Annotated in this window: 21 protein-coding genes and 1 tRNA gene; 14 read left to right on the top strand and 8 right to left on the bottom strand. The window is 55.2% G+C overall.

What is annotated here, in order from left to right:
- Window positions 1-1,251: 1,251 nt before the first annotated feature.
- Genes SELIN_RS02500 through bioA form a run of 3 tightly spaced genes read right to left on the bottom strand, consistent with a single transcriptional unit; the run spans window position 1,252 to window position 3,630 of the window.
- A complete protein-coding gene (locus SELIN_RS02500) occupies window positions 1,252-1,998 on the bottom strand; it encodes an SDR family NAD(P)-dependent oxidoreductase (protein WP_013505131.1) in 747 nt (248 codons plus the stop codon).
- The gene (locus tag SELIN_RS02495; RefSeq protein ID WP_013505130.1) at window positions 1,995-2,294 is read right to left on the bottom strand and encodes a beta-hydroxyacyl-(acyl-carrier-protein) dehydratase FabA/FabZ; all 300 of its coding nucleotides are present in this window, start codon (window positions 2,292-2,294) and stop codon (window positions 1,995-1,997) included. The genes SELIN_RS02500 and SELIN_RS02495 overlap by 4 nt, the downstream gene beginning before the upstream one ends.
- On the bottom strand, window positions 2,272-3,630 hold the full coding sequence (gene bioA / locus SELIN_RS02490) for an adenosylmethionine--8-amino-7-oxononanoate transaminase (RefSeq protein WP_041726362.1): 1,359 nt from the start codon (window positions 3,628-3,630) through the stop codon (window positions 2,272-2,274). The genes SELIN_RS02495 and bioA overlap by 23 nt, the downstream gene beginning before the upstream one ends.
- A gap of 152 nt (window positions 3,631-3,782) precedes the next feature.
- Between bioA and SELIN_RS02485 the strand changes: the two genes are divergently transcribed.
- Entirely contained in the window at window positions 3,783-4,781 is a 999-nt protein-coding gene (locus SELIN_RS02485; protein ID WP_049871076.1) for a biotin--[acetyl-CoA-carboxylase] ligase, read from the top strand.
- A gap of 2 nt (window positions 4,782-4,783) precedes the next feature.
- Complete coding sequence (locus SELIN_RS02480; protein ID WP_013505127.1) at window positions 4,784-5,713, top strand: patatin-like phospholipase family protein; 930 nt, start codon at window positions 4,784-4,786, stop codon at window positions 5,711-5,713.
- 49 nt (window positions 5,714-5,762) lie between these two features.
- Here SELIN_RS02480 and SELIN_RS02475 read toward each other — a convergent pair whose 3' ends face one another.
- Entirely contained in the window at window positions 5,763-7,055 is a 1,293-nt protein-coding gene (locus SELIN_RS02475; protein WP_013505126.1) for a multiheme c-type cytochrome, read from the bottom strand.
- Window positions 7,056-7,197: 142 nt separating this feature from the next.
- Here SELIN_RS02475 and trmFO point away from each other — a divergent pair, with 142 nt between their 5' ends.
- The 11 genes from trmFO (at window position 7,198) to SELIN_RS02420 (ending at window position 20,632) form a co-directional block, all read left to right on the top strand.
- Window positions 7,198-8,553: a methylenetetrahydrofolate--tRNA-(uracil(54)-C(5))-methyltransferase (FADH(2)-oxidizing) TrmFO gene (trmFO, locus tag SELIN_RS02470; protein ID WP_269493431.1), complete on the top strand. Its 1,356-nt coding sequence runs from the start codon at window positions 7,198-7,200 to the stop codon at window positions 8,551-8,553.
- A gap of 174 nt (window positions 8,554-8,727) precedes the next feature.
- Window positions 8,728-9,255 carry an ATP-dependent protease subunit HslV gene (gene hslV / locus SELIN_RS02465; RefSeq protein WP_013505124.1) on the top strand — a complete coding sequence of 176 codons (528 nt, stop codon included), beginning with the start codon at window positions 8,728-8,730 and terminating at the stop codon, window positions 9,253-9,255.
- 9 nt (window positions 9,256-9,264) lie between these two features.
- Window positions 9,265-10,590, top strand: a complete 1,326-nt coding sequence (hslU, locus tag SELIN_RS02460) for an ATP-dependent protease ATPase subunit HslU (RefSeq protein WP_013505123.1) — start codon at window positions 9,265-9,267, stop codon at window positions 10,588-10,590.
- Between the two features lie 45 nt (window positions 10,591-10,635).
- Window positions 10,636-10,719, top strand: a tRNA-Leu gene (locus SELIN_RS02455).
- A 321-nt stretch (window positions 10,720-11,040) separates the two neighbouring features.
- Window positions 11,041-11,973 carry a helix-turn-helix transcriptional regulator gene (locus SELIN_RS02450; RefSeq protein WP_013505122.1) on the top strand — a complete coding sequence of 311 codons (933 nt, stop codon included), beginning with the start codon at window positions 11,041-11,043 and terminating at the stop codon, window positions 11,971-11,973.
- A 14-nt stretch (window positions 11,974-11,987) separates the two neighbouring features.
- Window positions 11,988-13,148: a PcfJ domain-containing protein gene (locus SELIN_RS02445; protein ID WP_198007112.1), complete on the top strand. Its 1,161-nt coding sequence runs from the start codon at window positions 11,988-11,990 to the stop codon at window positions 13,146-13,148.
- Window positions 13,149-13,390: 242 nt separating this feature from the next.
- A complete protein-coding gene (locus SELIN_RS02440) occupies window positions 13,391-13,756 on the top strand; it encodes a YkvA family protein (protein ID WP_013505120.1) in 366 nt (121 codons plus the stop codon).
- The gene (locus tag SELIN_RS02435) at window positions 13,743-14,249 is read left to right on the top strand and encodes a helix-turn-helix transcriptional regulator (RefSeq protein ID WP_013505119.1); all 507 of its coding nucleotides are present in this window, start codon (window positions 13,743-13,745) and stop codon (window positions 14,247-14,249) included. Before SELIN_RS02440 ends, SELIN_RS02435 begins: the two co-directional genes overlap by 14 nt.
- Before the next feature lie 76 nt (window positions 14,250-14,325).
- Window positions 14,326-17,379: a hypothetical protein gene (locus SELIN_RS02430; protein WP_013505118.1), complete on the top strand. Its 3,054-nt coding sequence runs from the start codon at window positions 14,326-14,328 to the stop codon at window positions 17,377-17,379.
- 3 nt (window positions 17,380-17,382) lie between these two features.
- Window positions 17,383-19,506, top strand: a complete 2,124-nt coding sequence (locus SELIN_RS02425) for an amidohydrolase family protein (protein WP_013505117.1) — start codon at window positions 17,383-17,385, stop codon at window positions 19,504-19,506.
- A 58-nt stretch (window positions 19,507-19,564) separates the two neighbouring features.
- Window positions 19,565-20,632 (top strand): IS630 family transposase, encoded by a 1,068-nt coding sequence (locus SELIN_RS02420; protein WP_013505116.1) that lies wholly within the window; start codon window positions 19,565-19,567, stop codon window positions 20,630-20,632.
- Between the two features lie 478 nt (window positions 20,633-21,110).
- Here the strand turns inward: SELIN_RS02420 and SELIN_RS02415 are convergent, their stop codons facing one another.
- A complete protein-coding gene (locus SELIN_RS02415) occupies window positions 21,111-22,178 on the bottom strand; it encodes an IS630 family transposase (protein WP_013505116.1) in 1,068 nt (355 codons plus the stop codon).
- Here SELIN_RS02415 and SELIN_RS02405 point away from each other — a divergent pair.
- A protein-coding gene (locus SELIN_RS02405; RefSeq protein WP_425481175.1) for an IS3 family transposase occupies window positions 22,159-23,324 on the top strand; the annotation gives its coding sequence in 2 pieces (ribosomal slippage) (window positions 22,159-22,411 and window positions 22,411-23,324; 1,167 coding nt in all). The two genes, SELIN_RS02415 and SELIN_RS02405, sit on opposite strands and share 20 nt — an antisense overlap.
- A gap of 307 nt (window positions 23,325-23,631) precedes the next feature.
- Here SELIN_RS02405 and SELIN_RS02400 read toward each other — a convergent pair.
- The 3 genes from SELIN_RS02400 to SELIN_RS02390 form a co-directional block, all read right to left on the bottom strand.
- Complete coding sequence (locus SELIN_RS02400; protein ID WP_013505115.1) at window positions 23,632-24,663, bottom strand: Rpn family recombination-promoting nuclease/putative transposase; 1,032 nt, start codon at window positions 24,661-24,663, stop codon at window positions 23,632-23,634.
- Window positions 24,664-24,875: 212 nt separating this feature from the next.
- Window positions 24,876-25,334, bottom strand: a complete 459-nt coding sequence (gene ruvX / locus SELIN_RS02395) for a Holliday junction resolvase RuvX (protein WP_013505114.1) — start codon at window positions 25,332-25,334, stop codon at window positions 24,876-24,878.
- Window positions 25,312-26,574 (bottom strand): replication-associated recombination protein A, encoded by a 1,263-nt coding sequence (locus SELIN_RS02390; protein WP_013505113.1) that lies wholly within the window; start codon window positions 26,572-26,574, stop codon window positions 25,312-25,314. Before SELIN_RS02390 ends, ruvX begins: the two co-directional genes overlap by 23 nt.
- Window positions 26,575-26,595: the final 21 nt, after the last annotated feature.

The raw sequence follows: 26,595 nt of genomic DNA, 5'->3' as shown, positions 1-26,595 counted from the left end.
TATCTCGCGGAAACCGTATTGATTTTGCATGCTTGACTTATCTGGTATTCCATTTTTAGTCTCCGGATATTGTCCTTTTTGACCGCGCAAAAAGGACACAAAAACGCGCCCCCCGAACGCCCGTACTTCCGGCTCATTGTTCGCCTGTTCTGGAGATCCGGCAGCAGGCTGCTCAAAGAGTCCTATCTGCTGCGTTGCCGGGCATCGCTCGTCACTGCGACGTACAGGGAGTACGCCTCCCTCCTCGCTTTGCCCGCGCCTTGCACCTGGGCCTCTTTGCGTTGCCTGACCCCTGCTTCCCTGCAGTGCTGCCGGACCACTCACTTCCTGTGAGTGTCCCGCTCGGGTCTTGCCAGCCAGGCGTCGCACTCACCGGACGGGCTCAGGGGGGGCAGCCTGCTTCTGCCTTTCCCCCGTGTACTTTCCCAGCCAGGACGCGCCGACTGTCAGGCTGCTGAAAAGCCTCATCTGCTGCGTTGCCGGGCATCGCTCGTCACTGCGACGTACAGGGAGTACGCCTCGCTCCTCGCTTTGCCCGCGCCTTGCACCTGGGCCTCTTTGCGTTGCCTGACCCCTGCCTCCCTGCAGTGCTGCCGGACCACTCACTTCCTGTGAGTGTCCCGTTGGGTTTTGCCAGCCAGGCGTCGCACTCACCGGACGGGCTCAGGGGGGAACGGCTTTCCTTTGCTTCTCCCCCGTGTGCTGGCCCAGCCAGGACGCGAAGACTGGAACGCTATGGACCCGCAGGGTTGCCGCCACGAGGGCGGCAACCGCAAACCAAAAGCCATGGAGGGCGGTTGTTTGCGGTCCCCAGTTCCAGGCAAGCGGACGGCTGAAAAGGACAGCACTTGGGGCCGCTTTTTGCGCCACTTTTTGCGGGAAAAAAGTGGCAAAATAAACTCATAAACAGGGTGAGGGCAGTGTCAAGCGACCCCCGTCTGCGCAGAATCATTTCGGCCATTCCAGCATGGCATCAGGGTCGATCCCGACAACCTGCCGTTTCGGGGGGTGCGAAACTTCAGGGGTAACCATTCACGGCTCCCCTGCGTTTTTTTCAGCAGGAGCGCCAGTATTCCGAGAGCGAGCCCGGATGGCGAGCGGCAGAGACGGAGATCCTCGGACGAAAGTGAGCGCCTCTGGGAGGAATGCTGACGCGAGTACCAACACACCGTAAATAGTTACAGAAAAAGTACCGGAACCCGTGGTCTGAGAGTCGTGCAGGCCACAGGTTTGCGGTGCTGCGTCCCCTGTTCACCCTTTCCCCGCCCTCATCCCCCCGTCCATGGTCACCACGGTGGCATTGATTCCTCTGGCAGATTGGCTGAGCAGAAAGAGTACCGTCCGGGCCACATCCTCCACTGCCAGCACCTCCCGGGCAGGGATGCGCTCCAGCAGCTGCTGGCCCTGTTCGTCAATCATGGAGCGGGCGCGTCCGCAGTGAATATAGCCGGGGCGCAGGCTGCATGTGGTAATGCCACGGGGGGCCAGCTCCAGCCCCAGCGAACGGTAGATGCCTTCCACGGCCAGTTTGCTGGCGGCATAGAAACCCTGCCCGCTGGCGGGTTGTCCGGCGGCTCCGGAGGAAATGTGCACCATCCGCCCGCGGCGCCGCGAGAGCATGGCACGGCTGAGGTGCTGCAGCAGGCGGGCGCGCTGGATCAGGGCGCTGCCGAAGTAGTCCTCGACTTCTTCCATGGCAGCGGCGGCGACAAGCTCTTCCAGGTGAGGGTGCAGGCAGTCCGCCAGGAGTCCGGGGGCTGTTTGACACCCATGCAGCAGCGCTTCAACGCTGCCCACGTCATTCATATCCAGCAGCTGGCCGTCGGCTTGCCCATCTCCATGGCCGATCACTTCAGCCATGCGCTCCAGTGACGCAGAGCCTGAGCCGGTCATGGTGACATGGAGCCCTTCGCTCAGGGCCTGGCGGGCAATGGCCAGCCCAAGATCACTGCTGCCCCCCAGTATCAGCAGCCGGTGGTCGCAGAAATCCAGCTTCATCGCACACACTCGCCACGCACGGCAGCAGTGCCGTCGCGCCACAGGCAGCAGCGTACACAGCCCGGTTCCACAGGCTCCACGGTGTAACGGTACTCCCCCGGCGGCACAAAACGCAGGAAACGAAAGCGCCGTGGCTGCCAGGGGCCCGTAGGCTCCAGCAGCTCCAGAAAAGCATGAATAATCAGGGTTCCAGGCACCACCGGATTACCGGGAAAGTGCTCGCGGTACAGGGGCGCTTCCGGATCAAAGCGGAAAAAACCCTCCACGGGCGCTTCAGGACGAGGTTGCGGCCGCAATGGACTCTCCGATCACCTGGCAGAGCAGGTCGATCTCTTCGGTGGTGATGGACAGGGGCGGCATCAGCACCACCACATTTCCCAAAGGTCGGGTGAAGACGCCGCGCCGGCGCGCCTCCAGAGTCACCCGCTGCCCCATGCGCAGGCGGTAGTCGTAGGGCTCCTTGCTGGCCTTGTCGCGAACCAGCTCAATACCCGCCATGGTGCCCCGCTGGCGAACATCACCTACCTGAGAATGCGCTTTCAGGGGAGTCAGCCCCGCAGCCAGGCGCGCAATTTTAGCGGGCAGCTGCTCCAGGGTGCGCTCCTGTTCAAAGACCTCCATGGTGGCAATGGCAGCGGCACAGGCCAGAGGATTGCCCGTAAAGGTGTGGCCGTGGAAGAAGGTGCGCAGCTCGGCGAATTCTCCAAGGAAGGCCTGGTAAACCCGGTCGGTGGTGACGGTGGCGGCCAGGGGCAGATAGCCACCGGTGATGCCCTTGGCGATGGCCATGATGTCGGGGACAATGCCTTCGTGCTCGCAGGCGAACATGCGGCCGGTTTTGCCAAAACCCACCGCCACTTCATCGGCGATAAGCAGCACCCCGTGCCGCTGGCACAGTTCATGGGCACCCTTCAGGTAGCCGGGCGGATGCACCAGCATGCCCGCCGCTCCCTGCACCAGAGGTTCCAGAACCAGGGCGGCGATGGTCTGTCCATCCTGCTCAAGGGCCCTTTCCAGCACATCCAGACACGCCAGCCGGCAGCCGGGAAAGCTGGCCTGACAGGGGCAGCGGTAGCAGTTGGGGGCGGGCACGTGCTCCACCTCAAAGAGCAGGGGCCGGTACAGGGCGTGGAACAGGTCGATGCCACCCAGGCTGACTGAGCCGATGGTGTCACCATGGTAGGCTCCACTGAGGGCCAGAAAACGGGTGCGCTGGGGCTGGCCCGTCTGCTGGTGATACTGGAAGGCCATCTTCAGGGCGACTTCCATGGCGGTGGAACCATTATCGGAGTAGAATATCCGTTCAAGACCCGACGGCAGGATCTCCATCAGCTTGCGGGCACATTCAATGGCAGGCACATTGCTGAGCCCCAGCAGGGTGGAGTGGGCCACGCGGTCAAGCTGCCGCCGCAGCGCTTCGTCAATATGGGGATGGCAGTGGCCATGGACATTGGTCCAGATAGAGCCCACCGCGTCGAGATAACGCTTGCCCGAGGTGTCCTGCAGCCAGCAGCCCTGTGCCGACTCAATGACCACCATGGGCTCGCGTTCCAGCTCCTGCATCTGGGTAAAGGGATACCAGAGGTGCTGCCTGCTCACGTGCTGCAGTTCCTCATGGGCAAAGTTTGTGATAGAGTGGGACATTGCAGCTCCGGTCTGATTGCGTGTGTTGTGCTCTTTTCCATGGCGAACAAAGGCCAAGCTCAATGCGCACAATGATTCGCCATGAAAACCTTATACGTCAACCTTATAAATAATTCAAGTTTACAATAATGGTGAGTATCGTGAAAACGCCCAGCACCCGGGATCATATTCTGCAGCACCTGTGGCAGCACCAGGATCAGTGGGTTTCCGGAGAGGAGCTCAGCGGACAGCTGGGCATCAGCCGCACCGCTATCAACAAGCATATCGGACACCTGCGCAGCGCCGGCTACACCATTGAGTCCTCCCCCAAGAAGGGCTATCAGTTCCGCGCTGCTTCGCCACACCTGCTGGCCAGCGAAATCCACCACAACCTGCATACCCGCCTGCTGGGCCAGGAAGAGATCTACTGCCTGGAAAGCGTGGAATCCACCAATGAATATGCGCGCAAACTGGCCATGGATGGAGCTGCAGAAGGCACTCTGGTGGTCACCGGCAATCAGGTGCAGGGGCGCGGTCGTCGCCAGCGTCCCTGGTTTTCCCCCAGTGGCAGCAGTGTCAGTTTCTCCCTGATCCTGCGCCCCCGCATGAGCGCCAGCGATGCACCGCGCATCGCCCAGACGGCAGCCGTGGCCATCGCCACCGCCCTGGAAGGGCTCATCGGAAAATCCGTGCATATCAAGTGGCCCAACGATATTCTCATCGACGGTCGCAAAGTGGCGGGAATTCTGGCTGAGATGAGTACGGAAATGGACTCGGTGGAATTTCTGATCCTGGGAGTCGGCATCAACGTCAACACCGACGCGAACGACTTTCCGCCCGAGCTGGGAGAGACTGCTACCTCCCTGCGCATCTGCGGCAGCCAAACCTTCCACCTGGCCAGCGTGGTACGCGCCTGCCTGGAGTCTCTGGAACAGTGCTACAGCGGCCTGCTCAGCGAAGGCTTCGCGCCCATCGCCGCCAACTGGAGCAGGCGCTGCGCCATTGAAGGCAAACGCATTCAGGCTCACATGGTGGAACGCACGATTGAAGGAGTTGTCCAGGGCATGGATCACGACGGCGCGTTGCTGCTCAAAGATGACACGGGGCACCTCTGGCACCTGCTGGCTGCCGATGTAACCCTGAAACCAGGTGGAAAATGATCATGCAACAGAGTATTTCACTGGCCCTGGGCGGTGGCGGCGCACGGGGTATCGCCCATCTGGGTGTCCTGCGCGCCCTGGAGGAAGCTGGCATCACACCTTCGCTGCTGGTGGGAACCAGCATGGGCGCGGTTATCGGTGCCATGTTCGCCTGCTACCGGGATACCAATGAAGTGGAAAGACGCATAGAAATGCTTGTGAATAGCGATTTTATGCGCAGCACCGGGCTGGACAGCTATTCAAGGTCCGGCGACCGCATTCAGAAGAAGGGATTCGACCTGCTGTTCAGCCAGCTGCGCAAGAACATGCAGCTGGCGCGGGTCTTCACCAGCGCTGGCACTGTACCCAGCACAGCCCTGCTGCAGGCCATGGAGTTTCTCATCGATGATGTAAACATAGAGGATCTGTCCATCCCCTTCTGCGCCGTGGCAACCGACCTGGAGGAAGGCACCCCGGTACTCTTTCGCAGCGGTTCCGTGCGCACCGCCATCACCGCCAGTGCCGCCATTCCCGGCGTCTTCACTCCCCTGGAATACGACGGCATGAAGCTCATCGATGGCGCCGCCTCCTACCTCACGCCCACTCCACCGGCCAAGGAGATGAGCCCGGCCCCGGTGGTGGCCGTGGATGTAAGCAAATCCCTGGACATGCCCTTTCCCGAACGTGGCTACGGCGTTGTCTTCCGCAGCAGTGATATCATCCTCAGCAACTACAACACCCTGCTGGTGGAACAGGCCGATCTGATTCTGCGGCCCGATGTGGCCCAGATCAACTGGGCTGATTTCAGCCAGTACAAGGCGCTCATCGAAAAAGGATATAGAGCTGCCCAGGAGAGTATGCCCGCCATTGAAACGCTCCTGAAAAACAGCCGTTCGCCCCTGCGCCGCTGGTGGTCCAGATGGCGGCAGACCCGCTCGACCCCGGCCACATAAACTCCAGAAATATCAACACCCCCGCAAGTGCGGGGGTGTTATCCCGTGATTATTGCGGTATCCGGAGAGTGCTTCGCGCCATCTCCACACTTTCAATGCGGGGCGCATCCGCGCCATCGTGGAAGTCGAGGCTCTCCTGGGAGAAGGAGCGATACATCAGGCGCACCGTCGTCTCATAGACACCCTGCTCCGCCGGTAACCTGATGGCATAGGTTTCAGAGTCCCTGCCATTGGCAGGGATGCGACGGTCATAACCAATTCCCACCGCTCGCCAGCTCTTGCCGGTCAGGTTTCCCTCCCCATCCTCAAAAAGCAGCCGGTAGAATACCGCTTCAGGATCAACGTGGTTCTTCGCGTCCACAGAGCCGGAGTGGTACACCGTGTTGCCCTGCTCATCCTCCACCTTCACTTCCAGCCACATCTTGCGGATATAGGTCACACCCGTGGGAATCTTGTGGCCCGCTCCCACGTTATCCACATGCACCGTCAGACTCAGGCTCTCTCCGTCCCGTTTCGCCTCCAGTTCCAACTCGGCCGCAGCCCGCAGCATCTCTTCAGCCATCTGCGCCTGGGCCTCATTACCCATCTTGCGCTGGGCAAAGGAGCTGCCGCCCACAAAACCATGGAAGGCCACGTTGGAGCGCTCCATGCCCATTGGGCTTGACTTGCCCGGATTCACTCCCTGACCGGGACCGGGGGTCATATGACAGTGCTGACAGGTAATGCCCTGCTCCGCATAGGGGCCAGACTTCCAGTCATCGTAGGTATCGATAATAGCGGTACCACCAGCAGGGTGCTTGACATTGTGACAGGAACCACAGAACTCCGCCGAACGGTGCACTGCTGAGTACTTGACGCCGTGGTACGGAGAGCTGCCATCGCCGCGGTTACCGTATTTCAGATTGCCGGGGCTGGACACATGCCCCATATTATACAGGCGGTTGACATCGGAAACCGTGTGGCAGAAATCACAGGAGATACCCTGCCGGGCCGTTGCGTCAAACGCGCTGCCATCGTGGGGAGGCAGCTGCCCTGTGCGAGCGGCAATGGGCGCATGGCAGGCACCACAGAGCACATCGGTCGCGCCAGCCGTCTCGCGGTGGGCCAACCGGTAGTCATCCTGATACCAGCGATTCTGCCAGGCATAGGCATGCATGGAATGGGACCACTGAGTGTGAATTTCGTGGTGACAGCCAAGGCAGGTACCTGGCCCCTCAAAGGCACCAGCCGCAAATTGCTGCTCCTCCACCACCAGCTGGTTGTCAAGTGACACGGCAAACCCCGAAGAGGAAAAAACACATACCGAAATGATCAGTCCAATACACCCGATGAGCTTCTTCATGTCTGGCTCCTTGCTGGGAAATATCTATGGCGAATTCGGAATATACTAGCAGCGCTCACAGGGAAAAACCAGCGAAACCGCTTCCGAAAAAGCCACAGCGTTTCTCTTTCCCCTCGCATTCCCCGGCAAAATAGCTTACAAAATCGCCCAGGCAAAAGAGTGCGGAAAGGACGATACCACCATGCATACCACCATCGTCGGCGGCGGACTGGCCGGCAGCGAGGCAGCGCTGCTGCTGGCCGATCACGGCGTCAACGTCACCCTCTTTGAGATGCGCCCCCACATCATGACCCCCGCCCACACCAGTGGCGACTTCTGCGAAATGCTTTGTTCTAACTCCCTGCGCGGCGATTCCGAGGAGTCGGGGCCGGGAATCCTGAAGCGCGAACTGCTGCAGGCGAACTCGCCCTTTCTGCTGGCGGCCCGTCAGTTCCGGGTTCCTGCCGGTGGCGCCTTTGCCGTGGATCGCGCCGCCCTGGCGGCCCACATAACCCGCCTGATAGAAAATCATCCCCAGATTCGGGTGGTGCGCGAAGAATACTCCCACCTGGACTTTTCCCCTGAACGCCCCCTGATCGTGGCTGCCGGCCCACTGGCTTCCCAGGCCCTGTGCAACTCCATGGGCAAGCTTTTCGGCCAGAGCCTCTACTTCTACGATGCCATTGCCCCCATTGTGGACGGCGACACGGTGAACCTGGAGATTGCCTTCCGCGCTGCCCGCTACGACAAAGGCGACGCCGACTACCTCAACTGTCCCATGAGCGAGGAGCAGTACCAGCGTTTTTACCACGAGCTCATCAGCGCCCAGCGGGTCAAGCCCCGCGATTTTGAGAAGGAGATTCACTTTGAGGGCTGCATGCCCATCGAGGAGATGGCCGACCGGGGCCAGGAGACCCTGTGCTTCGGCCCCATGAAGCCTGTGGGCCTGCCCCATCCGGTGACCGGTGAACGCTTTCACGCCGTGGTGCAGCTGCGCCGCGAGAGTCTGAATGACAACGCCTGGAATCTGGTGGGCTTTCAGACCAAGCTGATCCAGAGCGAGCAGAAGCGGGTCTTCCGCCTGATCCCCGGCCTGGAAGCGGCCAACTTCCTGCGCCTGGGCAGCATGCACCGCAATACCTACATCAACGGCCCCCGCTTCCTGGAGGCCGACTACCGGGTCAAAGACCACCCCGGCCTGTGGCTGGCGGGGCAGATAACCGGTGTGGAGGGTTATATTGAATCGGTGGCCAGCGGCCATGTGGCCGCCCTCAGCGTGCTGCACCAGCTTCGCGCTCAGGAATTCTCGGCGCCGCCAGCCACGACGGCCATGGGTGCCCTGGGCTGCCACGTCACCACCCCCAGTGCCAACTTTCAGCCCAGCAACATCAACTTCGGCCTCTTCGCCCCCATCGCCGAGCGCCACCGCAAAAAGGAGCGCAAGGCCCTCTACTCCCGCCGCGCCGAGGAGGAGTTCCGCTCGTGGTTGCAAAGATATGGCGGGCATGATAGAGGTTAGTGGGCTGCTGAGGAACACCTTCCGGTGGTGAGAGGGTGAGCGGTTCAGCGCCCTGAGAGCGAGCCCGGATGGCAAGCGGCAGAGACTTGAGCCAGGGATGAAAAGCGAATGTCTCTGGGAGGAGCGCTGGGCGCGACCTTTACATTTTCACATATTATTACCAAGGAATAACCTATGTTTAAAGGAACAACCATAGTCTGCGTGCGTCGCGACGGACGCGTGGCCCTGGGTGGCGACGGTCAGGTCACCCTCGGCAATACGGTGATGAAGGCCACGGCCAAGAAAGTCCGTACCCTGGCTGACGGTGCGGTCATCAGTGGCTTTGCCGGCTCCACTGCCGACGCTTTTAATCTCTTTGAGAAGTTTGAAGGCAAGCTGAAAAAACACGGCAATATTCTGACCCGCGCCGCCGTGGAGATGGCCAAGGACTGGCGCAGCGACCGCATCCTGCGCCGCCTGGAGGCCATGCTTATCGTGGCCGACCGCGAGAACTCTTTCATCATCAGCGGTACCGGCGATATTGTGGAGCCTGAAGACGGCATCCTGGCCATCGGCTCCGGCGGCTCCTACGCCATGGCGGCAGCCCGCGCCCTGCGGGAAAACACCGATCTGACCGCCGTTGATATCGCCCGCAAGTCCCTGGAGATTGCCGCCGACATCTGCATCTATTCCAACCGCAACATCACTATTCTGGAACTGTAAGAGGATATCGTGGAACAACTCACCCCATCCCAGATCGTGGCCGAGCTGGACAAGTACATCATCGGCCAGACCGAAGCCAAAAAAGCCGTGGCCATCGCCCTGCGCAATCGCTGGCGTCGCCAGCGCCTGGACAGCTTCCTGCGCGAAGAGATCTCCCCCAAGAATATCATCATGATCGGCCCCACCGGCGTGGGCAAGACGGAAATCGCCCGCCGCCTGGCCAAACTCACCAATTCGCCCTTCATTAAAGTGGAAGCCAGCAAGTTCACCGAAGTGGGCTATGTGGGCCGTGATGTGGAATCCATCATCCGCGACCTGACCGAAGCTTCGGTCAAGATGGTCAAGGATGAGCTCGTGAAGCGCTATCAGGATCAGGCCCAGGAGGCGGCGGTGGAGCGGGTGCTGGATACCATCATCCCCCCCAGCGAGAGCCCCAACTACCAGGACACGCGCCAGAAATTCCGCAAGAAACTGCTGGAAGGCGAATTCGACGACAAGGAAATTGAAATCGATATCACCATGCCGCCGCCCCGGGTGGAAATCATGGGCATGCCCGGCCAGCAGCCCGGCATGGAGGACTTCACCTCCGGCCTCAAGGATATGTTCGGCGGGCTCTTCGGCAATCGCCAGAAAAAGAAGAAAACCAAGGTGCGAGCCGCTCTGCGCCTGATTCAGGATGAAGAAGCCGCCAAGCTGGTGGACACCGAAGAGGTGAACACCAAAGCCGTGGAACTGGTGGAGCAGTCGGGCATCGTCTTTCTGGACGAGATCGACAAGATCGCCAGCAGCCAGGAAGTGCGCAAGGGTGGTGCCGATGTCAGCCGCGAAGGCGTCCAGCGCGACATTCTGCCCATTGTGGAGGGTTCCACCGTCTCCACCAAGTACGGCATGGTACGCACCGACCACATCCTCTTTATTGCTGCCGGTGCCTTCCACTTCTCCAAACCCAGCGACCTGATCCCCGAGCTGCAGGGCCGCTTTCCCATCCGCGTGGAGCTGGACTCCCTGGGCAAAGATGATTTCGTGCGCATCCTCAGCGAACCCCGCAGCGCCCTGGTCAAACAGTACCGCCACCTGCTGGCCACCGAGCACATCACCCTGGACTTCCAGCCCGAAGCCATAGAAGCCATTGCCGAATACTCGGTGCAGGCCAACGAGAAGATGGAAAACATCGGTGCGCGCCGCCTGCACACCGTCATGGAAAAGCTGCTGGAAGAAGTCAGCTTCCACGCGCCGGAAATGGACTCCATGACCATCGCCATCGACCGCAACTACGTGGACCTGCGCCTGAAAAAGCTGGTGGAAGACGAAGACCTGAGCCGCTACATCCTGTAATTTGATTGACAAGCGGACCCACTTCCAGTACAAGCTCCCTGACGTGCGAGGATGGCGGAACTGGCAGACGCACTAGACTTAGGATCTAGCGCCTTCGGCGTGGGGGTTCGACTCCCCCTCCTCGTACCACCGCAAAAAAATACAAGCCCGCAGTACCCACTGCGGGCTTCTTTTCTTTTAATGCTCACCATTCACCATGCTGGAACGCGGAAAAGCCCATCTCGCCCGTTCGCTGCGCACTCAGGACACGGGACACGCGAGGCGGAGGGTTCCTGCAGCCGCTGCCTCAAGCACACTTTGCGGACATCGCCGCCCCTGTTTTCCGTACGCCCATGAAGTCACCGACACTCCGCCATCACTCTTTCCCCATACCGGCAAATTCACTCTTCCCCAGGCGAAACCACCCCTTCGCCCCCCTGTGCCATACTCCCAGTAAAAACGGGAGCAGACATGGCAAAACGCGACTACGACAGGGCCCTCTATCGCCTGACCACAATCCTCACCCGTCTGAGCAGCGGCGAACGGCTGCGACCTCGGGAGCTGGCCGAAGAGTTTGGCGTTACGGTGCGAACCATCCAGAAGGATCTCTTTGAGCGCCTGAGCCACATCCCCATTGAGAGGCACCAGGATGGCAGCTATCTCCTGGGGGACTCCTACCGCCTGCCACGCCTGCCCCAGACCGATGAAATCCTGATTCTGGAGCTGGCCGCCGAACTGCTGGATCAGGTACACCCCGAATTTGGCCGAACCGTTCAGCGAATTCTGCCCTGCCAGGAGCTGCCCCGTCGCAACTTTCTGTTGAACCTGGGACTGGAGGAGCTTGGCAGCCATCAGGAAACCTTTACCCTGCTCAAGCGCACCCTGCACAGCTGCCAGCGGCTGCGCTTCACCTATACCCATACCGGTGGCGCACGTCGGGAGCACTGCGCCGACCCCTATCGCCTGGCGTGCCTGCGCGGCCGGTGGCACCTGCTGGCCTGGGATCACCACGCCGAAAGCATCACCACCTTCCATATGAAGTCCATGGAGCAGCTGCGCGCAGGTCCCGATACCTTCACACCCCAGCCAGGCGTGGAGGAGCACATCCGCAACCTCTGCAGCAAAGCGACCCCCTACGGCTGGATCGACCAGGGAAGCACCAGCGTAACCCTCAAAGCCACCGGCAATGCCCATCGTTTTCTGCGCTGCGCCCTCAGCCAGAATCTGCAGAAAGTCCGCGAAACCGCCGACAGCCTGATACTGCGGCTGCACTACCGCGAAGAGCGGGAAGTGCTGGCCTTTATCCGCCACTGGATGCCCGACGTGACCATTGAGGACAACCCCCACATGGAAGCCCGCCTGATACGCCAGGTGGAAGCCTACCTGGATGAGCGCAGCCGATGATGAGCCTATCGGACATGACCAGCGAAACCGAACTGCACTGGGATGAACAGCACCAGTACCTGCAGGTGCGCGCGCAGCTCCTGCGGGAAATGGGCGTGCAGGCCTTCCGCTTTCACGCCGCGCCGGCAGGCCACTGTGTGCGCGCCACCGACGAAGGCACCCAACAGGTGGAGCCATGCGAACTGCCCTTCATACCCGAACTGTTTTGGCACCCCCAGGCCGAGCCATGGCGCAACTCCTTCGCCGAACCCTGGCAAAAACTCTTTCAGGTTCCAGGCACCCACAGCCTCCTGCTGCTTCAGCTTGCCTGCCACAGCCACGATGCCCGCTGCCTGCTGCACACCACTCCCCTGCTGCTGTGGCTGTGGTGTCAGCGCGCCGTGGGCCTGGACACCAGGTTCTGCGATCTCCAACACGCCCTGCACCGCCCCCGTCAGGAGCTGGCCCGCGAACTGGGGCTGCCCACCGTCAAAGGCGCCTTCCGAACCCTGGGGAAATTCCCCCTGGAACCCTGGACACGCACCGACAGCAACAAGCTCATCCAGGCCCTGCACGACCCCGCTTTCCGCGCTGAACTCAGCCACCACAGGGCACTTTCGCGGCAACGCTTCCTGCTGCTGTGGGACTATCCCCTGCTGCGCCACATGCCCATGCGCAATGCCCTGCCTCCCATGGACGAAGCGCAGTTCTGGCAGACAGAAAACACCCTGCGCGACATGCAGATGATGGCACGGCAGCTGGAGCAGGAAAGTGCGACGGCCCTGGCCCGCAACTGCCGCACACTTGACGACCTGCAAAGGTGCCACGACCGCATCGCCGACAGATTCAACGACCTGGAGCTTGAACGCAGGCTCGCCCGCGACGCCAAACTCAAGGAGCCTTTCCCCCAGCCACCACTGCCCGGCAACGCGCACATCACGCCCATCACCCACATCGCCGACCTGTACCATGAAGGCAAAACCATGCGCCACTGCGTCGGCGGCTATGCCTTCGACATCATCTGTGGAAAGTACTTCGCCTACCGACTGCATATGCCGGACACCCGCGCCACCATAGGGCTCAAACGCGCCGGCAGCACCTGGATTCTGGCCGAAGTCAAAGCCGCCTGCAACCGGAAGGTCAGCAGGGATATTGAAGCCAGCGTCACCGCATGGATCGCGGAAAAACGAGGGTAACAACCCGAGCCATCGCCGCCGACACCCTGTTTTATTTCCCGCGAACCCGCTCATGGACGCCAAGCTCATCGAAACGTTACATTCATTTACAGTGAGACTTTTTCCTTCACCACAGAAACAATATGTACTATACTTTCACAAGCACAGAAGGCATCGCCCGATTCCGCAAGGCGAACTCACGCGTTCGCCACCCTGTGCCATACTCTCCTGAAGACGACCAATCACAACAGGGAGACTCCGGCATGAGCATCAGCGAAGAGTACAAAGCGCGCGCCCGCAGGCAAGCCGAAAACATGGCCGACGACTTCGACCCCGCAGAGGCCGAAGACTTCGCCCGCAGCCATCAGGACAAAAGCTGGCATGAAGACTTCATCCTGCTCTACCGCATGATCACCACCAGAGGATTCAGCCTCAGCCCCCGCACCTGGGCCATCATCGCCGGAGCCCTGGCCTACGTCATCCTGCCCCTCGACGTCATACCCGACTTCCTCCCCGGCGTTGGCTGGATGGACGACATCGCCGTCCTGGGTGCCGCCATGGCAGCCATAAAAGGCGATATTGAGCGATTCGCGCAGTTTGGCAACGGGAGCGACCATGGCCAGACATAGCTACGACAAGGCCATGTACCGGCTGACCACCATCCTGACCATGCTTGGCAACGGAGAACGCGTACGCCCACCCGAACTGGCCCAGGAGTTTGGCGTCACCGTGCGCACCATCCAGAAAGACCTCTTCGAACGCCTGGCCCAGCTGCCAATCGAACGCCAGGAAGACGGCAGCTACCTGCTGACCACCCAGTACCGCCTTGCCACAGGCCCCCGCACCGATGAAACCATCGTCCTCGAACTCCTGGCCAGCCTCGTAGGCCAGGTACACCCCGACTACCGCAACACCATCAAGCGCATCCTGCGCGGCCAGCCCCTTGCCCGCCAGAACTTCCATATCGAACTGGGCTTTGAAGACCTGGAAGGCCATCTGGAAACCTTCTATCTGCTGAAAAAAGCCCTGGACTACCGCCAGAGCCTGCAGTTTCGCTACACCACCAAACACGACAAAACCGGCGACTATAACGCCGACCCTCTACCGTCTTGCCAACTTTAAGGCATCTTGCAAACAAAAGTGGTGTTATTATTTATGTATAGCAATCTCATTAATAATATATTCAAAGGTGGCGACCATGAGTACACAAACAAATCCACGACATATCATCCTAGAGAACTCTCATAACGCCTCAAAATTTAATGATGAAGAGTTTATACATCTCGAAGCTTACAACCAAACTGAAAAACTTATCTCTGATATTATCGGGAACGCTACAGATATCTTCGAAACTGAACGAGGTCATTACAGTATAAGCATTTTTGGCGGCAGAGGAAGTGGCAAGACTACATTTGCTCTTACTACCATGAAGAAACTCTCAGAGAAAACAATTCAGAAGGATACAAAATTTAAACTATGTAGTCTCGATATGCTTGATCCAACATTAATGGACACCAAAGAGCATGTGCTATTATCCTTAATATCATTAATTCGCGCTAAAGTTCAGAGACACTATAGCTGTTATCAATCTCCTATATTTGATGATGGTGAATGCGATATTCTGCGCGAATCAAAACTGCCTGATGGTCGAGATGAGTGGTCAAACAGTCTCAAATGCCTGGCCGAAGGCTTAAAACAACTTGATGGCATTGGCTCAGATGTATTAAAGCAGGAAATTTGGGATGACTCCATCACCATCATGGAAGAAGGTCTAAATAATGCCTACGCTGGGTTAATGCTCAATAAGCGCTTTCATAATTTCATTAAGCATTCTGCGAAGGCACTTGATGTTGATGCGTTTGTTATAGCCCTGGATGATGTCGATACCTTTTTTGATAAAGGGTGGTCAGTTTTAGAAACCTTACGCAAATTCATAACAACCCCGCGCCTGATTACGCTGGTATGCGGCGACATTCAATTATATGCTACCCAAGTGCGCAAACACCAGTGGATGCAACTTGGCGAACTTCCAACCAAATACGAAAAAGAACGACCCTTTGCTGACTATCGAGAGCTCGTTCAGGCACTTGAGGAACAGTATCTGCTGAAGTTACTTAAAGCGCCTTACAGGATTTGGCTGCCGACACTGGCGCAGCTGAACACCGACAACATATATGTATACAAGAACATGAAAGAAAAGGAGCTGCAAGTAAGCGAACCTCATCGCACAATGGCAAACTGGTTAAGTCGTTTCATTACAAATCAGTGTGGAATAATCACCGAAGCTGAAAACATGCCAACAATGGAAGATGCTCCCGCGTATCTCTCATTTATAACCTCTTTGCCACTACGATTGGTTTTGCAGCTCTTACAAAGCACCAACGAATCTGGCGACAAAGATCCATTTTCACTGGATCTCAGCGTTCTAGGCGATATTTTTGCCAGTTGGATATTCAGTAGCAACTTACATAAAGGGCTGAGTAACTTCCAAGATCAGACGCTTGCCATTGCACGCATACATGAGGCAATGTACAGCTCTAACTTACTTTTTAAAGATCTTGAGTTAGTACCTCGCTACACCAACCAGGAAGAAAATATTGCTGCATTTGTTCTTTCTATTCTCAGTTATGCGCGCTTCAGACAGAATAAGGCCAGCCAGCTTGACTACATGATCACGGGCGGTTTGTTGCGTGAAGCTTTAACACAAGCGAACGACGAGATTGATAGCAACAAGATACTTAGCTCTCTCAACACCTTTTCCGAACAGGATACGCTAGCGCATAGTCGTCGCTGGATCAGCGTTATGCGATCATTCCCAAAAAATAATCCACCCCTCCGGCATGGTTCTTTGCAAGTACTAACAGATGGTCAAATTATCAAAAAACGTAAATTAGTCGCTACTCCCAACCTCTTTCGAACTCGCTCCACTACAATAATAAAGCATTCGGACTTTCACACCAACCCCGCTATATCAAGCTATATTTTACTCAAATCAGAATCGAAGGATGCATTGAAGAACTGGTTCGCTCAAAAACGATATACCTTCACGCCCAAAGAAATTCAATGGCTACTACAAAACTCTATTGCAAAAGATATCATAGGTATACCGTTTATTATTGGGCTCGGCCATAAAGATGAATCGCCTTATTTTGCTTCGATCATGAACGTTATTAGCGCTCTTGCCGTGTTTACATCCAGCGACCATAATTTAAATTCAAAGGAGACAGGTGAGGACAGGTTGACCGGTCTATTTAACAGGGCTGGACATATACGCACATACCCGATGCTTAAAACCATAGACATTGCTAAAGATAAAATAGATGGTGACGACCATGATGACGTGGACAACGCACCCAGTAGTAAATATATAACGACACTTAACCTACACGGCGAAGATGCTATCCGTGACCATAACAGGAAAAATGAGACGTTCATACGGCATTTCATGCAATGGATAAAGGCATTTCAAGAAGCCGAGCCACTACCTGCTGCAGTATGGTCACGAATATGGCAGCGGTTCTACTATACACTCACTCAACAAAGCGATGATTTTACTACTAATGACCTCTATATAGGCCGCCTATTGCATCGACAGCTCATCGCGTTCCTGAATGCCGTTTTGGTAGAAATGGCACGTTTTTACCCCACTGTAAAACACAAGAATGAGAGTATTCGCCTGCAAAACCCGACAAACTCTGACTACAACTTCCTTCACAACCTGAAAGCATGGTCCGAATGGAAAAAAAGTAATGTCTTTGCTCTTCTGTTTACTTGCCCATTATGGGGGTATTACTTTGAAAACAAAGATGAAATTAATGACAGCATTCCTGAGGATAATTCCTTTAATACTGGAGTGTTCTCAAAATACATTGAGCGCACAAACGAGCTATTTGAAAATGCAATCGATAAAGAGCTATTCTGCGTCATCCCCGGTGTTGTTGGAGTAAGCTCACTATTGAATTTAATCCCCCCTGTTCGGACCACAGGTAAGCCGTCTGTCATAAGTAATCAACGCCTAGAAAATCTCCTCAAGGATACGACGTTTAAAAAAGAATTAAAAGCCTTGTTCGATAGCGACTATAAACCAGAGGGTAAAGCAGGGTTTGATGCCTTCGTTGAATCGTTGATCTCGAAACCCGGCACTGCTCTGAGAAGTAAAATTGCGACAGCTGTTGGATTTCGCGCCAGCGTTCAAAGTAAAGCTCCAGCAAAAACCAAAAAACCAACTGATATCGAAAGCCAGGGTGGCTAATATATGGCGTCTTTCCTAGCGCACCTTTTTTCTTCACAACGTCTCCTTAGCAACTACTTGGATGGCGAATTCCCCACGCCAAAACAGGCACTAACGTCGATATTTCAGCAGATGCGCGAGCGCGACAGCCTGAAACCAGACTATCTGCATAGGCACGCGATTTCTATGCAGCAATTGGAAAATGCGTCGCTAAGTGAGATGTTGATGTCATGTCTTGAGAAACTAAGCGAACCTCTTTTTTTTCGCGGTAATGAAATAAGAGTAAAATGCGATGCATTTGATTCGTGGCAGCGCACAATTGCTTTGACCTCACCACTTCCTCTGCTCGTAACTAAAATACGGAAAGAAGTTCCACAGGAGCGCTGGAAACAATGGCTTAAAATAGTTTCAGCAAAATCAACTTTCCCCTCCCCATTTATCCCAGAAATTGAGTCAATGATACAGGAAAGCGGGTTGCAAGACCTTCATCTTCATATCAACGGAACCAGTGAAGCAGATTATGTCTGGATTGATGCCATCAGGAATCCATTAGCAATACACAAGTATATAAGGGAAAAGCGCACCAACCCTGAGATATGCGAGCTGTACCAGCAATTAGACAGGGCGCTTAGCCCAAATAAAATATATCGTCATCTGCGAATTGCCAAAACCCTGCGCTCACTGCTCTGGTATGCTATAGAAAACAACAGGGCAATTTCAAAAAATAACTTATTGAAACGTATTGACTCACTGCAACTTCAGCCGCATATACCTATCTCGATAGAATCTAATGATATCTCTCTCTACTCCGAAGCGCTCCTTTTAATATTGTCTATGCAACATCTTCATGCATCTAACACCCAATATTTTGCCAATGCTTTTCACTTATATCTCCTCTTCCGTGGCCAGTTCATTAATCTGTTGGTGCAACAAGCTAATCAATGGGGATTTGACCAATTCAATAAGATATCTGGCAATAATCTTCGCGAGTACACTGAAAAGCGCTTTAGCAAACGTTTCAAACAACTTGAAGGGATGTATGGCGAAGACCTCAGTTGTCTTGAAGCCCGAATTGCCCCTAAAAAAACGACCATGGAGTGTTTCAAACTTCTGCGCACTATTATCAATGAGTATGAAAAATATGCATTTAAAAACCATCAAGATACAGCTCTCAACAAAGCTGTTCTTTCTAGTGAGCGGGCAATAAAGAAAAAGCGGATGAACATGACGCTGGTTTTTCACTTTATCAAGAAAAGGGACGCAATCCCTAAAGAGTTTAGCATTGTTGCTCCCCGATTCTACTCTCTCCGAAAAACACTCAAAAGGCAGTCTAGTTCTATTATCTTTTTACGCAAAAGTTTTCAGTGGATTCGCGAGTATTTGTGCGGCATAGATGCTGCTGGGAACGAGCTCCATACACCTCCTGAGGTATTTGCTCCAACTTACCGCTATTTGCGAAACAATGGGATTGTCCATTTTACTTATCATGCAGGCGAAGACTTCTACCACCTGCTGAGCGGCATGAGAGCTTTATTTGAAACGATGGAATATCTTGACCTGCAACCTGGCGACAGGATTGGCCACGCCACAGCAATTGGCATTCAGCCGGCCCTTTGGCGTGCCAGAGCTGGAGCAACATCATACCTTCCAATGGGTGAATGGCTTGATAATATGATTTTTGTCTTCTCGCTGCTAAGTGAAGTCGACGGCATGTCAGAATATGTCATAAAAGCAGAGCGCGAAGCACTCGAATATGCCCATCGAATCTTCGACACTGACGCTCCTTTGACCGCATCTACCCTGCAGGAATTCTGGCGTTTACGCTGGCAAGATCCGCTTGAAAAGGACTTTCCGCAAAAAGGCTCACTCCATTGCAAAAAAATCCTTAGAAGCTACCATTCAGCACCCGTTTACAGGCAATCACAATCGCTAATAGAAGTGCCAAACTCTTTTTTGCCTGATGATGTCTATAGTGCGCTGCAACAACGCGTCATAAAAAGTATCAACTCTAAGCAAATAGTTGTGGAAACCATGCCAAGTAGCAATGTGGCCATCAGCTACTATTCAAGTTACCATGAGCACCATATATTTAGATGGCTTGGCCTGAGCGAACAAGTTAATAAGGCTGATGAAATATCTAGTGTTTAATTGCAAAAGTTCGCGATATACTGTATATTCATGACAATCGGACCCAAAGGAGGTTGTCATGGCCAGAAGAGCTCCAATACCTCGCTGCTCAGAGGAAGATCGTCGCACGATTGAAGAGTGGGCCAGTAGTCGAACAATGGAGGCGCGACTGGTGGAGCGTGCAAAGATCATTAAAAAGTGCCTGGCTGGTTTACCTGTTGGCCAAATTGCAGCCGATCTCAGCATTAGGCCCAACACGGTCATCGCGTGGCGCAAGCGTTTCGAGGAGCAGGGAATTAAAGGTTTGAATGATCGCCCTCGCTCCGGCAAGCCCCGGAAATACGATGAATCACTACGGGACAGAATCCTGGAAACCCTGGAGCAGCAGCCACCAAAAGGCCAGGCAAGATGGGACGGGGCCGCATTGTCCGCTCACCTCGGAGTGTCAGACGATGCCGTCTGGCGGGTGCTTCGCAGAGAAGGCATCTTTCTGTCCCGCCAGCGAAGCTGGTGCGTAAGCACTGATCCTGAATTTACGAGCAAGGCTGCGGACATTGTGGGCTTGTATCTCAATCCACCGGAAAATGCCATAGTGATTTCGCTTGATGAAAAGCCAAGTATTCAGGCGCTGGAGAGGGCGAGGGGTTATGTTTGCACGAACAACGGCAAGATCGTCCAGGGATTAAAAAGTACATATAAGCGTCACGGAACTTTAAACCTTTTTGCGGCGCTCAATGTGGCCACTGGGGCTATCCATGCCAAGACAACGCAACTCAAGCGCCGAGTTGAATTTCTGGAGTTCATGGACGAGCTCTTATTGGAATTGCCTGCTGACAGGGAGATCCATGTTATTCTCGACAACTACTGCATCCATAAGCGAAATAACGACTGGTTGAAAGCCCATCAGAATGTCACCTTTCATTTCACGCCTACTTCTGCAAGTTGGCTCAACATGATTGAGATATGGTTTGGCATTTTATCGCGCAAAGCGCTGAAGGGGGCAAGTTTTGGCAATGTCGAACAGCTTCGCAAGGCGATAGAGGATTTCATTGAAGTCTACCAGCAAAATGCAAAGCCTTTCCTGTGGAGAAAACGTGAAGTAAAAGGCAGTCAGCTTAAAAATACTATCGTTAATTTATGCAACTAGACACTAGAATAGTAGTCTCAAGCGACGATCCTGGGATTTTTGCGACGAATTTGCGCAACGAGTTTACACATATTTATAATGCGGCCGTGGGACATCATTCGATTTCACCTTTAAGCGTAATGCAACACTTAAGACAACTCAATAATAATTCAAGCACTTATAAGTTCAGATAAACATGGCAGGTTTCCTTGAAAATGGGTAATATGCTCCGTCATTTTCTGCCTGCAGCCTACTAACGTTCCAAGGTATTACCTGTCTTTCCTTTTTCTCACATCTACCGCAATCACCCGTTCGGAAGAACTGGACAAAGTGTGTTTGGTGTATGTTGAATAAATCGGACACGAAAGGTAGATAGAGTTATCAAACCGGAGGTGTCTATGAAGCGTCGAGTGGTATCGCGTTACTCCAAGGAATTTCGCGCAGAGGCCGTGAGTCTTGTGAGGGACAGTGGGAAGTCTTCCGTAGAAGTATCTAGTGTCTAGTTGCATAAATTAACGATAGTATTTTTAAGCTGACTGCCTTTTACTTCACGTTTTCTCCACAGGAAAGGCTTTGCATTTTGCTGGTAGACTTCAATGAAATCCTCTATCGCCTTGCGAAGCTGTTCGACATTGCCAAAACTTGCCCCCTTCAGCGCTTTGCGCGATAAAATGCCAAACCATATCTCAATCATGTTGAGCCAACTTGCAGAAGTAGGCGTGAAATGAAAGGTGACATTCTGATGGGCTTTCAACCAGTCGTTATTTCGCTTATGGATGCAGTAGTTGTCGAGAATAACATGGATCTCCCTGTCAGCAGGCAATTCCAATAAGAGCTCGTCCATGAACTCCAGAAATTCAACTCGGCGCTTGAGTTGCGTTGTCTTGGCATGGATAGCCCCAGTGGCCACATTGAGCGCCGCAAAAAGGTTTAAAGTTCCGTGACGCTTATATGTACTTTTTAATCCCTGGACGATCTTGCCGTTGTTCGTGCAAACATAACCCCTCGCCCTCTCCAGCGCCTGAATACTTGGCTTTTCATCAAGCGAAATCACTATGGCATTTTCCGGTGGATTGAGATACAAGCCCACAATGTCCGCAGCCTTGCTCGTAAATTCAGGATCAGTGCTTACGCACCAGCTTCGCTGGCGGGACAGAAAGATGCCTTCTCTGCGAAGCACCCGCCAGACGGCATCGTCTGACACTCCGAGGTGAGCGGACAATGCGGCCCCGTCCCATCTTGCCTGGCCTTTTGGTGGCTGCTGCTCCAGGGTTTCCAGGATTCTGTCCCGTAGTGATTCATCGTATTTCCGGGGCTTGCCGGAGCGAGGGCGATCATTCAAACCTTTAATTCCCTGCTCCTCGAAACGCTTGCGCCACGCGATGACCGTGTTGGGCCTAATGCTGAGATCGGCTGCAATTTGGCCAACAGGTAAACCAGCCAGGCACTTTTTAATGATCTTTGCACGCTCCACCAGTCGCGCCTCCATTGTTCGACTACTGGCCCACTCTTCAATCGTGCGACGATCTTCCTCTGAGCAGCGAGGTATTGGAGCTCTTCTGGCCATGACAACCTCCTTTGGGTCCGATTGTCATGAATATACAGTATATCGCGAACTTTTGCAATTAAACACTAGAGATCTTTCCTTGCCCAAGTCAACGCTTGAAAGCTGGCTTCGTGCGGACAAGGCTGGCAAGCTTACAGAAATAGGGAGTGATCGCCGCCCCCTGACAGAAGTAGAGCAGGAGCTTTCCCGACTCAAGCGCGAGCTTCACCGTGCGCGCCAGGAGTGTGAAATCCTAAAAAAGGCCGCCGCGTACTTTGCCCGGGAGTCGCAGCCCGGTACGCGATGATCAAAGCACTTCAGCCTGAGTATAACCTGCGCCTGCTGTGTGAAGTCCTCGATGTATCCGTCAGTGGGTACTATTCATGGCGCACACGGCCAGTGTCAGAGCGTCGCAAGGAAAACCTGCGGCTCACGGTTGAAATCAAAGCGGCTCACGAGAAAACCCGGAAGACATATTCTCCGGAGCGCCTACAACAGGAGCTGATGGCAAATGGAATACATGTCAGTCTCTACCGGATCAGGAAAGTACGCAAGATGCATGGAATAGTGTGCAAACAGAAGCAGAAGTTCAAGGCAACCACCAACTCGAACCACAAGCTGCCAGTGGCACCAAACATACTGAATCAGGAGTTTACCGCCAGTGCCCCTAACCAGGCGTGGCTTACCGACATCACCTATGTTCCAACAGATGAAGGGTGGCTCTACCTTGCTGGTCACAAGGATCTCTACAGTAAAAAGCTGGTGGGGTATGCTATGTCTGAACGTATGACCAAGAACCTTGTCATGCAGTCACTGCAGCATGCGGTGGAGCTGGAGCGTCCCGGCAAGGGGCTCATTCACCACAGCGATCGTGGCAGCCAATATTGCTCAAATGAGTTCAGGCAACAATTGGAGCGTTATGGCATGCAATCTTCCATGAGCCGTCGGGGAAATTGCTATGACAATGCACCAATTGAGAGTTTCTGGGGAATACTGAAGACAGAGTTGATCTATCACAAGCGCTATGCGACACGCCAAGAGGCTATACGTAATATAACCGAGTACATTGAAGTGTTCTATAACAGACAAAGGGTGCAGCGGGGACTTGGGTATCTCTCACCTGCTGCATTCGAACAAAAATATTACAAAGAGAGAAAAACCGCATAAAGTTTTCGTGTCCGTTATTGACAACACATACCAGTTCACGGGAGTACCTGCCCTATGAACAGGTCATGAATGGGTACCAGCTCAATGAGTCCGCCTGGAAACGGGTGGTCAATACCATGAAGGGCGACTGACCAGCGCCCTTGTCTTTCCCACAAAAAACCCCCCAGCCACCCGTGGCTGGGGGGTTTGTGTTTATCTGTCGCCTTGACGAGAGGCAAATGCTTTTTTCCCTGAATCTCCCGGTTTCAACGTAAAAAGCCGGGAAGTCTCCCTCCCGGCCTGATCTTGTGATTCGTTTCAGCCTGGCTTACAGCTCCACTACCCTATAAGCTGTCTCGGCGTCAAAGATATTGACTGCAAAGCGATCCAGCTCCTCGGCCGTGGCGTGGGATATGCGCTCCCGCACGGCATCGGGTACGCTGCCGAAGCGAAGTTCGATCTGCAGATACAGCAGCTGGGCGCGACCATGCAGTTCACCTTCCAGTTTACCTCTGAGTTCACCTTTAAGTTCGCCTTTAAGTTCGCCTTTGCGCAGGCCTTTTTCCAGGGCTTGCTTTTCTATGTCCCCTATCCATGCATCAAGTCGTTCCGCTAACATGGCGTTGACCTCCGTGAGTTCGCTGCATTCCGGTATAATGGTGTTCCTGAAACGTGCCCTGAGAAAGCGATTCAGCCAGATGGCAAAGACCCGGCGGATTTGCTGGTGCTCCGGCTGATCGAGCCTGCTGTGCAGCTGCCCGATGCACTGGCGGATTTCTGCGGGGTTGCTGCAGAATTCCAGTTTAATCAACTCCCGCACCAGGTTGGTGTCCTCACCGGCCAGTTCCTCGGCGCTGACGCGCCCTTCATCCAGCAGGAAGTATGACAAGCGCGGTGTGAAGCGTCCAAGGCCCGGATGCACGGGGTTAATGAGCTCCTGTATATCCTGGGGGCCGCTCCAGGGGCTGGTGCCGTTGTAAATGACGATGGGCAGGACGGGAGGCAATGTATCGCCCCGCCGCAACTGCTCACTGCGGATGATGTCCTGATAGAGCAGCCCAGTGTAGGTCATGAACCTCACAGCCATAAAGTAATCGTCGCTGGACTGGAATTCAAGGAGCAAATACAGATACAGCCATTGCCCCTTGAAACGCACTCTCCAGATACAGTCGTCATGGCGCTGTCGCATGTCGTCGCTGACAAATGATGCCTTGACGGGTTCCAGGGTAGCGAAATCCATATGCCCGACCCACTCCTGCCTGACAAATCCGGTCAGTAGATCCTGCACCAGGCGCGGATTGGAGAAGAGTAGCTTGTAGCCGCTGTCGTGCTGGTTGTGGTGTCCATGCTGGTTACTCATAGTTGGAAGTATAGTGTCTGGATACATGAATAGCAAGAGTTGGCGGCAACAGCCAAGGACAGAATCTCTCGCCCGTTCGCTGCGCTCTCAGCGCCTTCGCGGGAGGCAACGGCCTTTCTTGTGTTCGATTGCTCCATAACCCCTGAGCCATCCCCCCCAGCCACCCGTGGCTGGGGGTTTTTGCTGCTGATCAACGGGAAACAGGCTGCACGTTACTGGGCAGGCAGCGGCACATCGGCCAGTTCTATCCCCTTGGCCGGATCATCCAGATAGCCCTGCAGAATATTCTGGGCCGCCATGGTGTCCACCACTTTCTTGCGCTTCTTGCGGGAGAGGTCAGCCACGCCGATGAGGAAGTCGTTGCTCTTGCTGGTGCTGAAGCGCTCATCCACACCGATGACCGGTACTGCGAAACGCTCCTGCAACTGCCTTGCTTCGGCGCCGATCTCCATGGCTTTGGGGGTGAAGGAACCATCGCGGGAATCCAGGGGAATGCCCACCACCAGCAGATCCACCCCGTACTCTTCAATATACTTGCCGATGCGGTGGAGCATCTGCTGATAGTCCTGGCGCTCCAGGGTTTTCAGGGTGGATGCCATCCTGCGCTGGCTGTCGCTGACGGCGACGCCAACGCGTCGACTGCCGATATCAAGTGCCAGTATTCGGCCCATCTTCCCCCCACAGTGCCTGGTAGAATTGTTTCATCTTGGCCTCGTAGCCGTTTTCTGTTGGTTCATAGAAGGTGCGTTTTTCCGTCATATAGTTCTGGCGCACAAATCCCCCGAAGTCATGGGGATACTGGTAGCTGGCCTTGCCTGCGCGCAGCTTGAGGTTCTTCAGGTGGTCGGGCACCTCCAGCACCCGCTCACGGCGCACACTGGCCAGGGCCTTGTCGATGGCCAGATAGGCGGCGTTGGACTTGGGACTGAGGCAGAGGTAGACCGTGGTCTGGGCCAGGGTAATGCGCGCTTCGGGCATGCCGATGCGCTCCACGATGGTCATGGTGGAGGCGGCCATGTTGATGGCACCCGGAGCGGCGTTGCCGATGTCCTCCGAAGCCAGGATCGCCAGCCGCCGCGCGATGAAGAGGGGGTCTTCCCCCGCTTCCAGCATGACTGCCAGGTAGTAGAGGGCGCTGTCGGGGTCGCTGCCCCGCACCGACTTGATAAAGGCGCTGATATAGTCGTAGTGGTTGTCTTCGTTCTTGTCGTAACGCACGATCTTGCGTGGCGTGCTGTCCTGGATATCCTGCCGGGTGATGTGATTCCCCTGACACAGCAGGGCGGCGGCCTCGATGGTGTTGAGGCAGCGGCGGCCATCGCCGCTGCACAGGGTCATGATGGCTTCGCGGGCTTCGTCATCCATGGTAACACCCAACTCCGCGCAGCCGCGCTCAACAAGGCGTCCCATATCCTCGTCATCCAGCGCGTGCAGTTCAAAGAGCACGGTCCGGGAGAGCAGGGCAGGAACCAGGGCGAAGGAGGGATTCTGGGTGGACGCGCCGATGAGGATGATATTGCCGCTCTCCACCTCCGGCAGCAGGGCGTCCTGCTGAATCTTGTTGAAGCGGTGGATTTCATCGATAAAGAGCACCGTGCGCTGCCCCTGGTGCAGGCGCAGCTCTTTGGCGTCTTTGCAGATAGCCCGGATATCTGCCGTGCCCGCGTTGACCGCGTTCAGGGTGGCAAAATGGCTCTGGGTGCGCTGACTGATAATATGGGCCAGGGTCGTCTTGCCCGTACCCGGCGGGCCGGTGAAAATGGCACTGACCAGCTTGTCCTCTTCCACCATGCGCCGCAGCAAAGAGCGCTCACCCAGCAGGTGACGCTGGCCGACGAAGTCGGCAAAGTCGGTGGGCCGCAGCCGCGCCGCCAAAGGGCGGGGTGTGTTGTCGAAGAGGGAAGAGTTCATGAAGTACCTGCTGGAGTGAGA

Origin of the sequence: Desulfurispirillum indicum S5 (assembly GCF_000177635.2) — a bacterium.
Classification (GTDB): domain Bacteria; phylum Chrysiogenota; class Chrysiogenetes; order Chrysiogenales; family Chrysiogenaceae; genus Desulfurispirillum; species Desulfurispirillum indicum.
This window is presented reverse-complemented; position numbering and strand designations above follow the sequence as displayed.

Bases quoted from the DNA above. Each gene is read 5' to 3' on its own strand.
- SELIN_RS02500 (WP_013505131.1), bottom strand. From the start codon at position 1,998: ATGAAGCTGGATTTCTGCGACCACCGGCTGCTGATACTGGGGGGCAGC.
- SELIN_RS02480 (WP_013505127.1), top strand. From the start codon at position 4,784: ATGCAACAGAGTATTTCACTGGCCCTGGGCGGTGGCGGCGCACGGGGT.
- SELIN_RS02475 (WP_013505126.1), bottom strand. From the start codon at position 7,055: ATGAAGAAGCTCATCGGGTGTATTGGACTGATCATTTCGGTATGTGTT.
- hslV (WP_013505124.1), top strand. From the start codon at position 8,728: ATGTTTAAAGGAACAACCATAGTCTGCGTGCGTCGCGACGGACGCGTG.
- SELIN_RS02450 (WP_013505122.1), top strand. From the start codon at position 11,041: ATGGCAAAACGCGACTACGACAGGGCCCTCTATCGCCTGACCACAATC.
- SELIN_RS02445 (WP_198007112.1), top strand. From the start codon at position 11,988: ATGACCAGCGAAACCGAACTGCACTGGGATGAACAGCACCAGTACCTG.
- SELIN_RS02440 (WP_013505120.1), top strand. From the start codon at position 13,391: ATGAGCATCAGCGAAGAGTACAAAGCGCGCGCCCGCAGGCAAGCCGAA.
- SELIN_RS02435 (WP_013505119.1), top strand. From the start codon at position 13,743: ATGGCCAGACATAGCTACGACAAGGCCATGTACCGGCTGACCACCATC.
- SELIN_RS02430 (WP_013505118.1), top strand. From the start codon at position 14,326: ATGAGTACACAAACAAATCCACGACATATCATCCTAGAGAACTCTCAT.
- SELIN_RS02425 (WP_013505117.1), top strand. From the start codon at position 17,383: ATGGCGTCTTTCCTAGCGCACCTTTTTTCTTCACAACGTCTCCTTAGC.
- SELIN_RS02420 (WP_013505116.1), top strand. From the start codon at position 19,565: ATGGCCAGAAGAGCTCCAATACCTCGCTGCTCAGAGGAAGATCGTCGC.
- SELIN_RS02415 (WP_013505116.1), bottom strand. From the start codon at position 22,178: ATGGCCAGAAGAGCTCCAATACCTCGCTGCTCAGAGGAAGATCGTCGC.
- SELIN_RS02400 (WP_013505115.1), bottom strand. From the start codon at position 24,663: ATGAGTAACCAGCATGGACACCACAACCAGCACGACAGCGGCTACAAG.
- ruvX (WP_013505114.1), bottom strand. From the start codon at position 25,334: ATGGGCCGAATACTGGCACTTGATATCGGCAGTCGACGCGTTGGCGTC.
- SELIN_RS02390 (WP_013505113.1), bottom strand. From the start codon at position 26,574: ATGAACTCTTCCCTCTTCGACAACACACCCCGCCCTTTGGCGGCGCGG.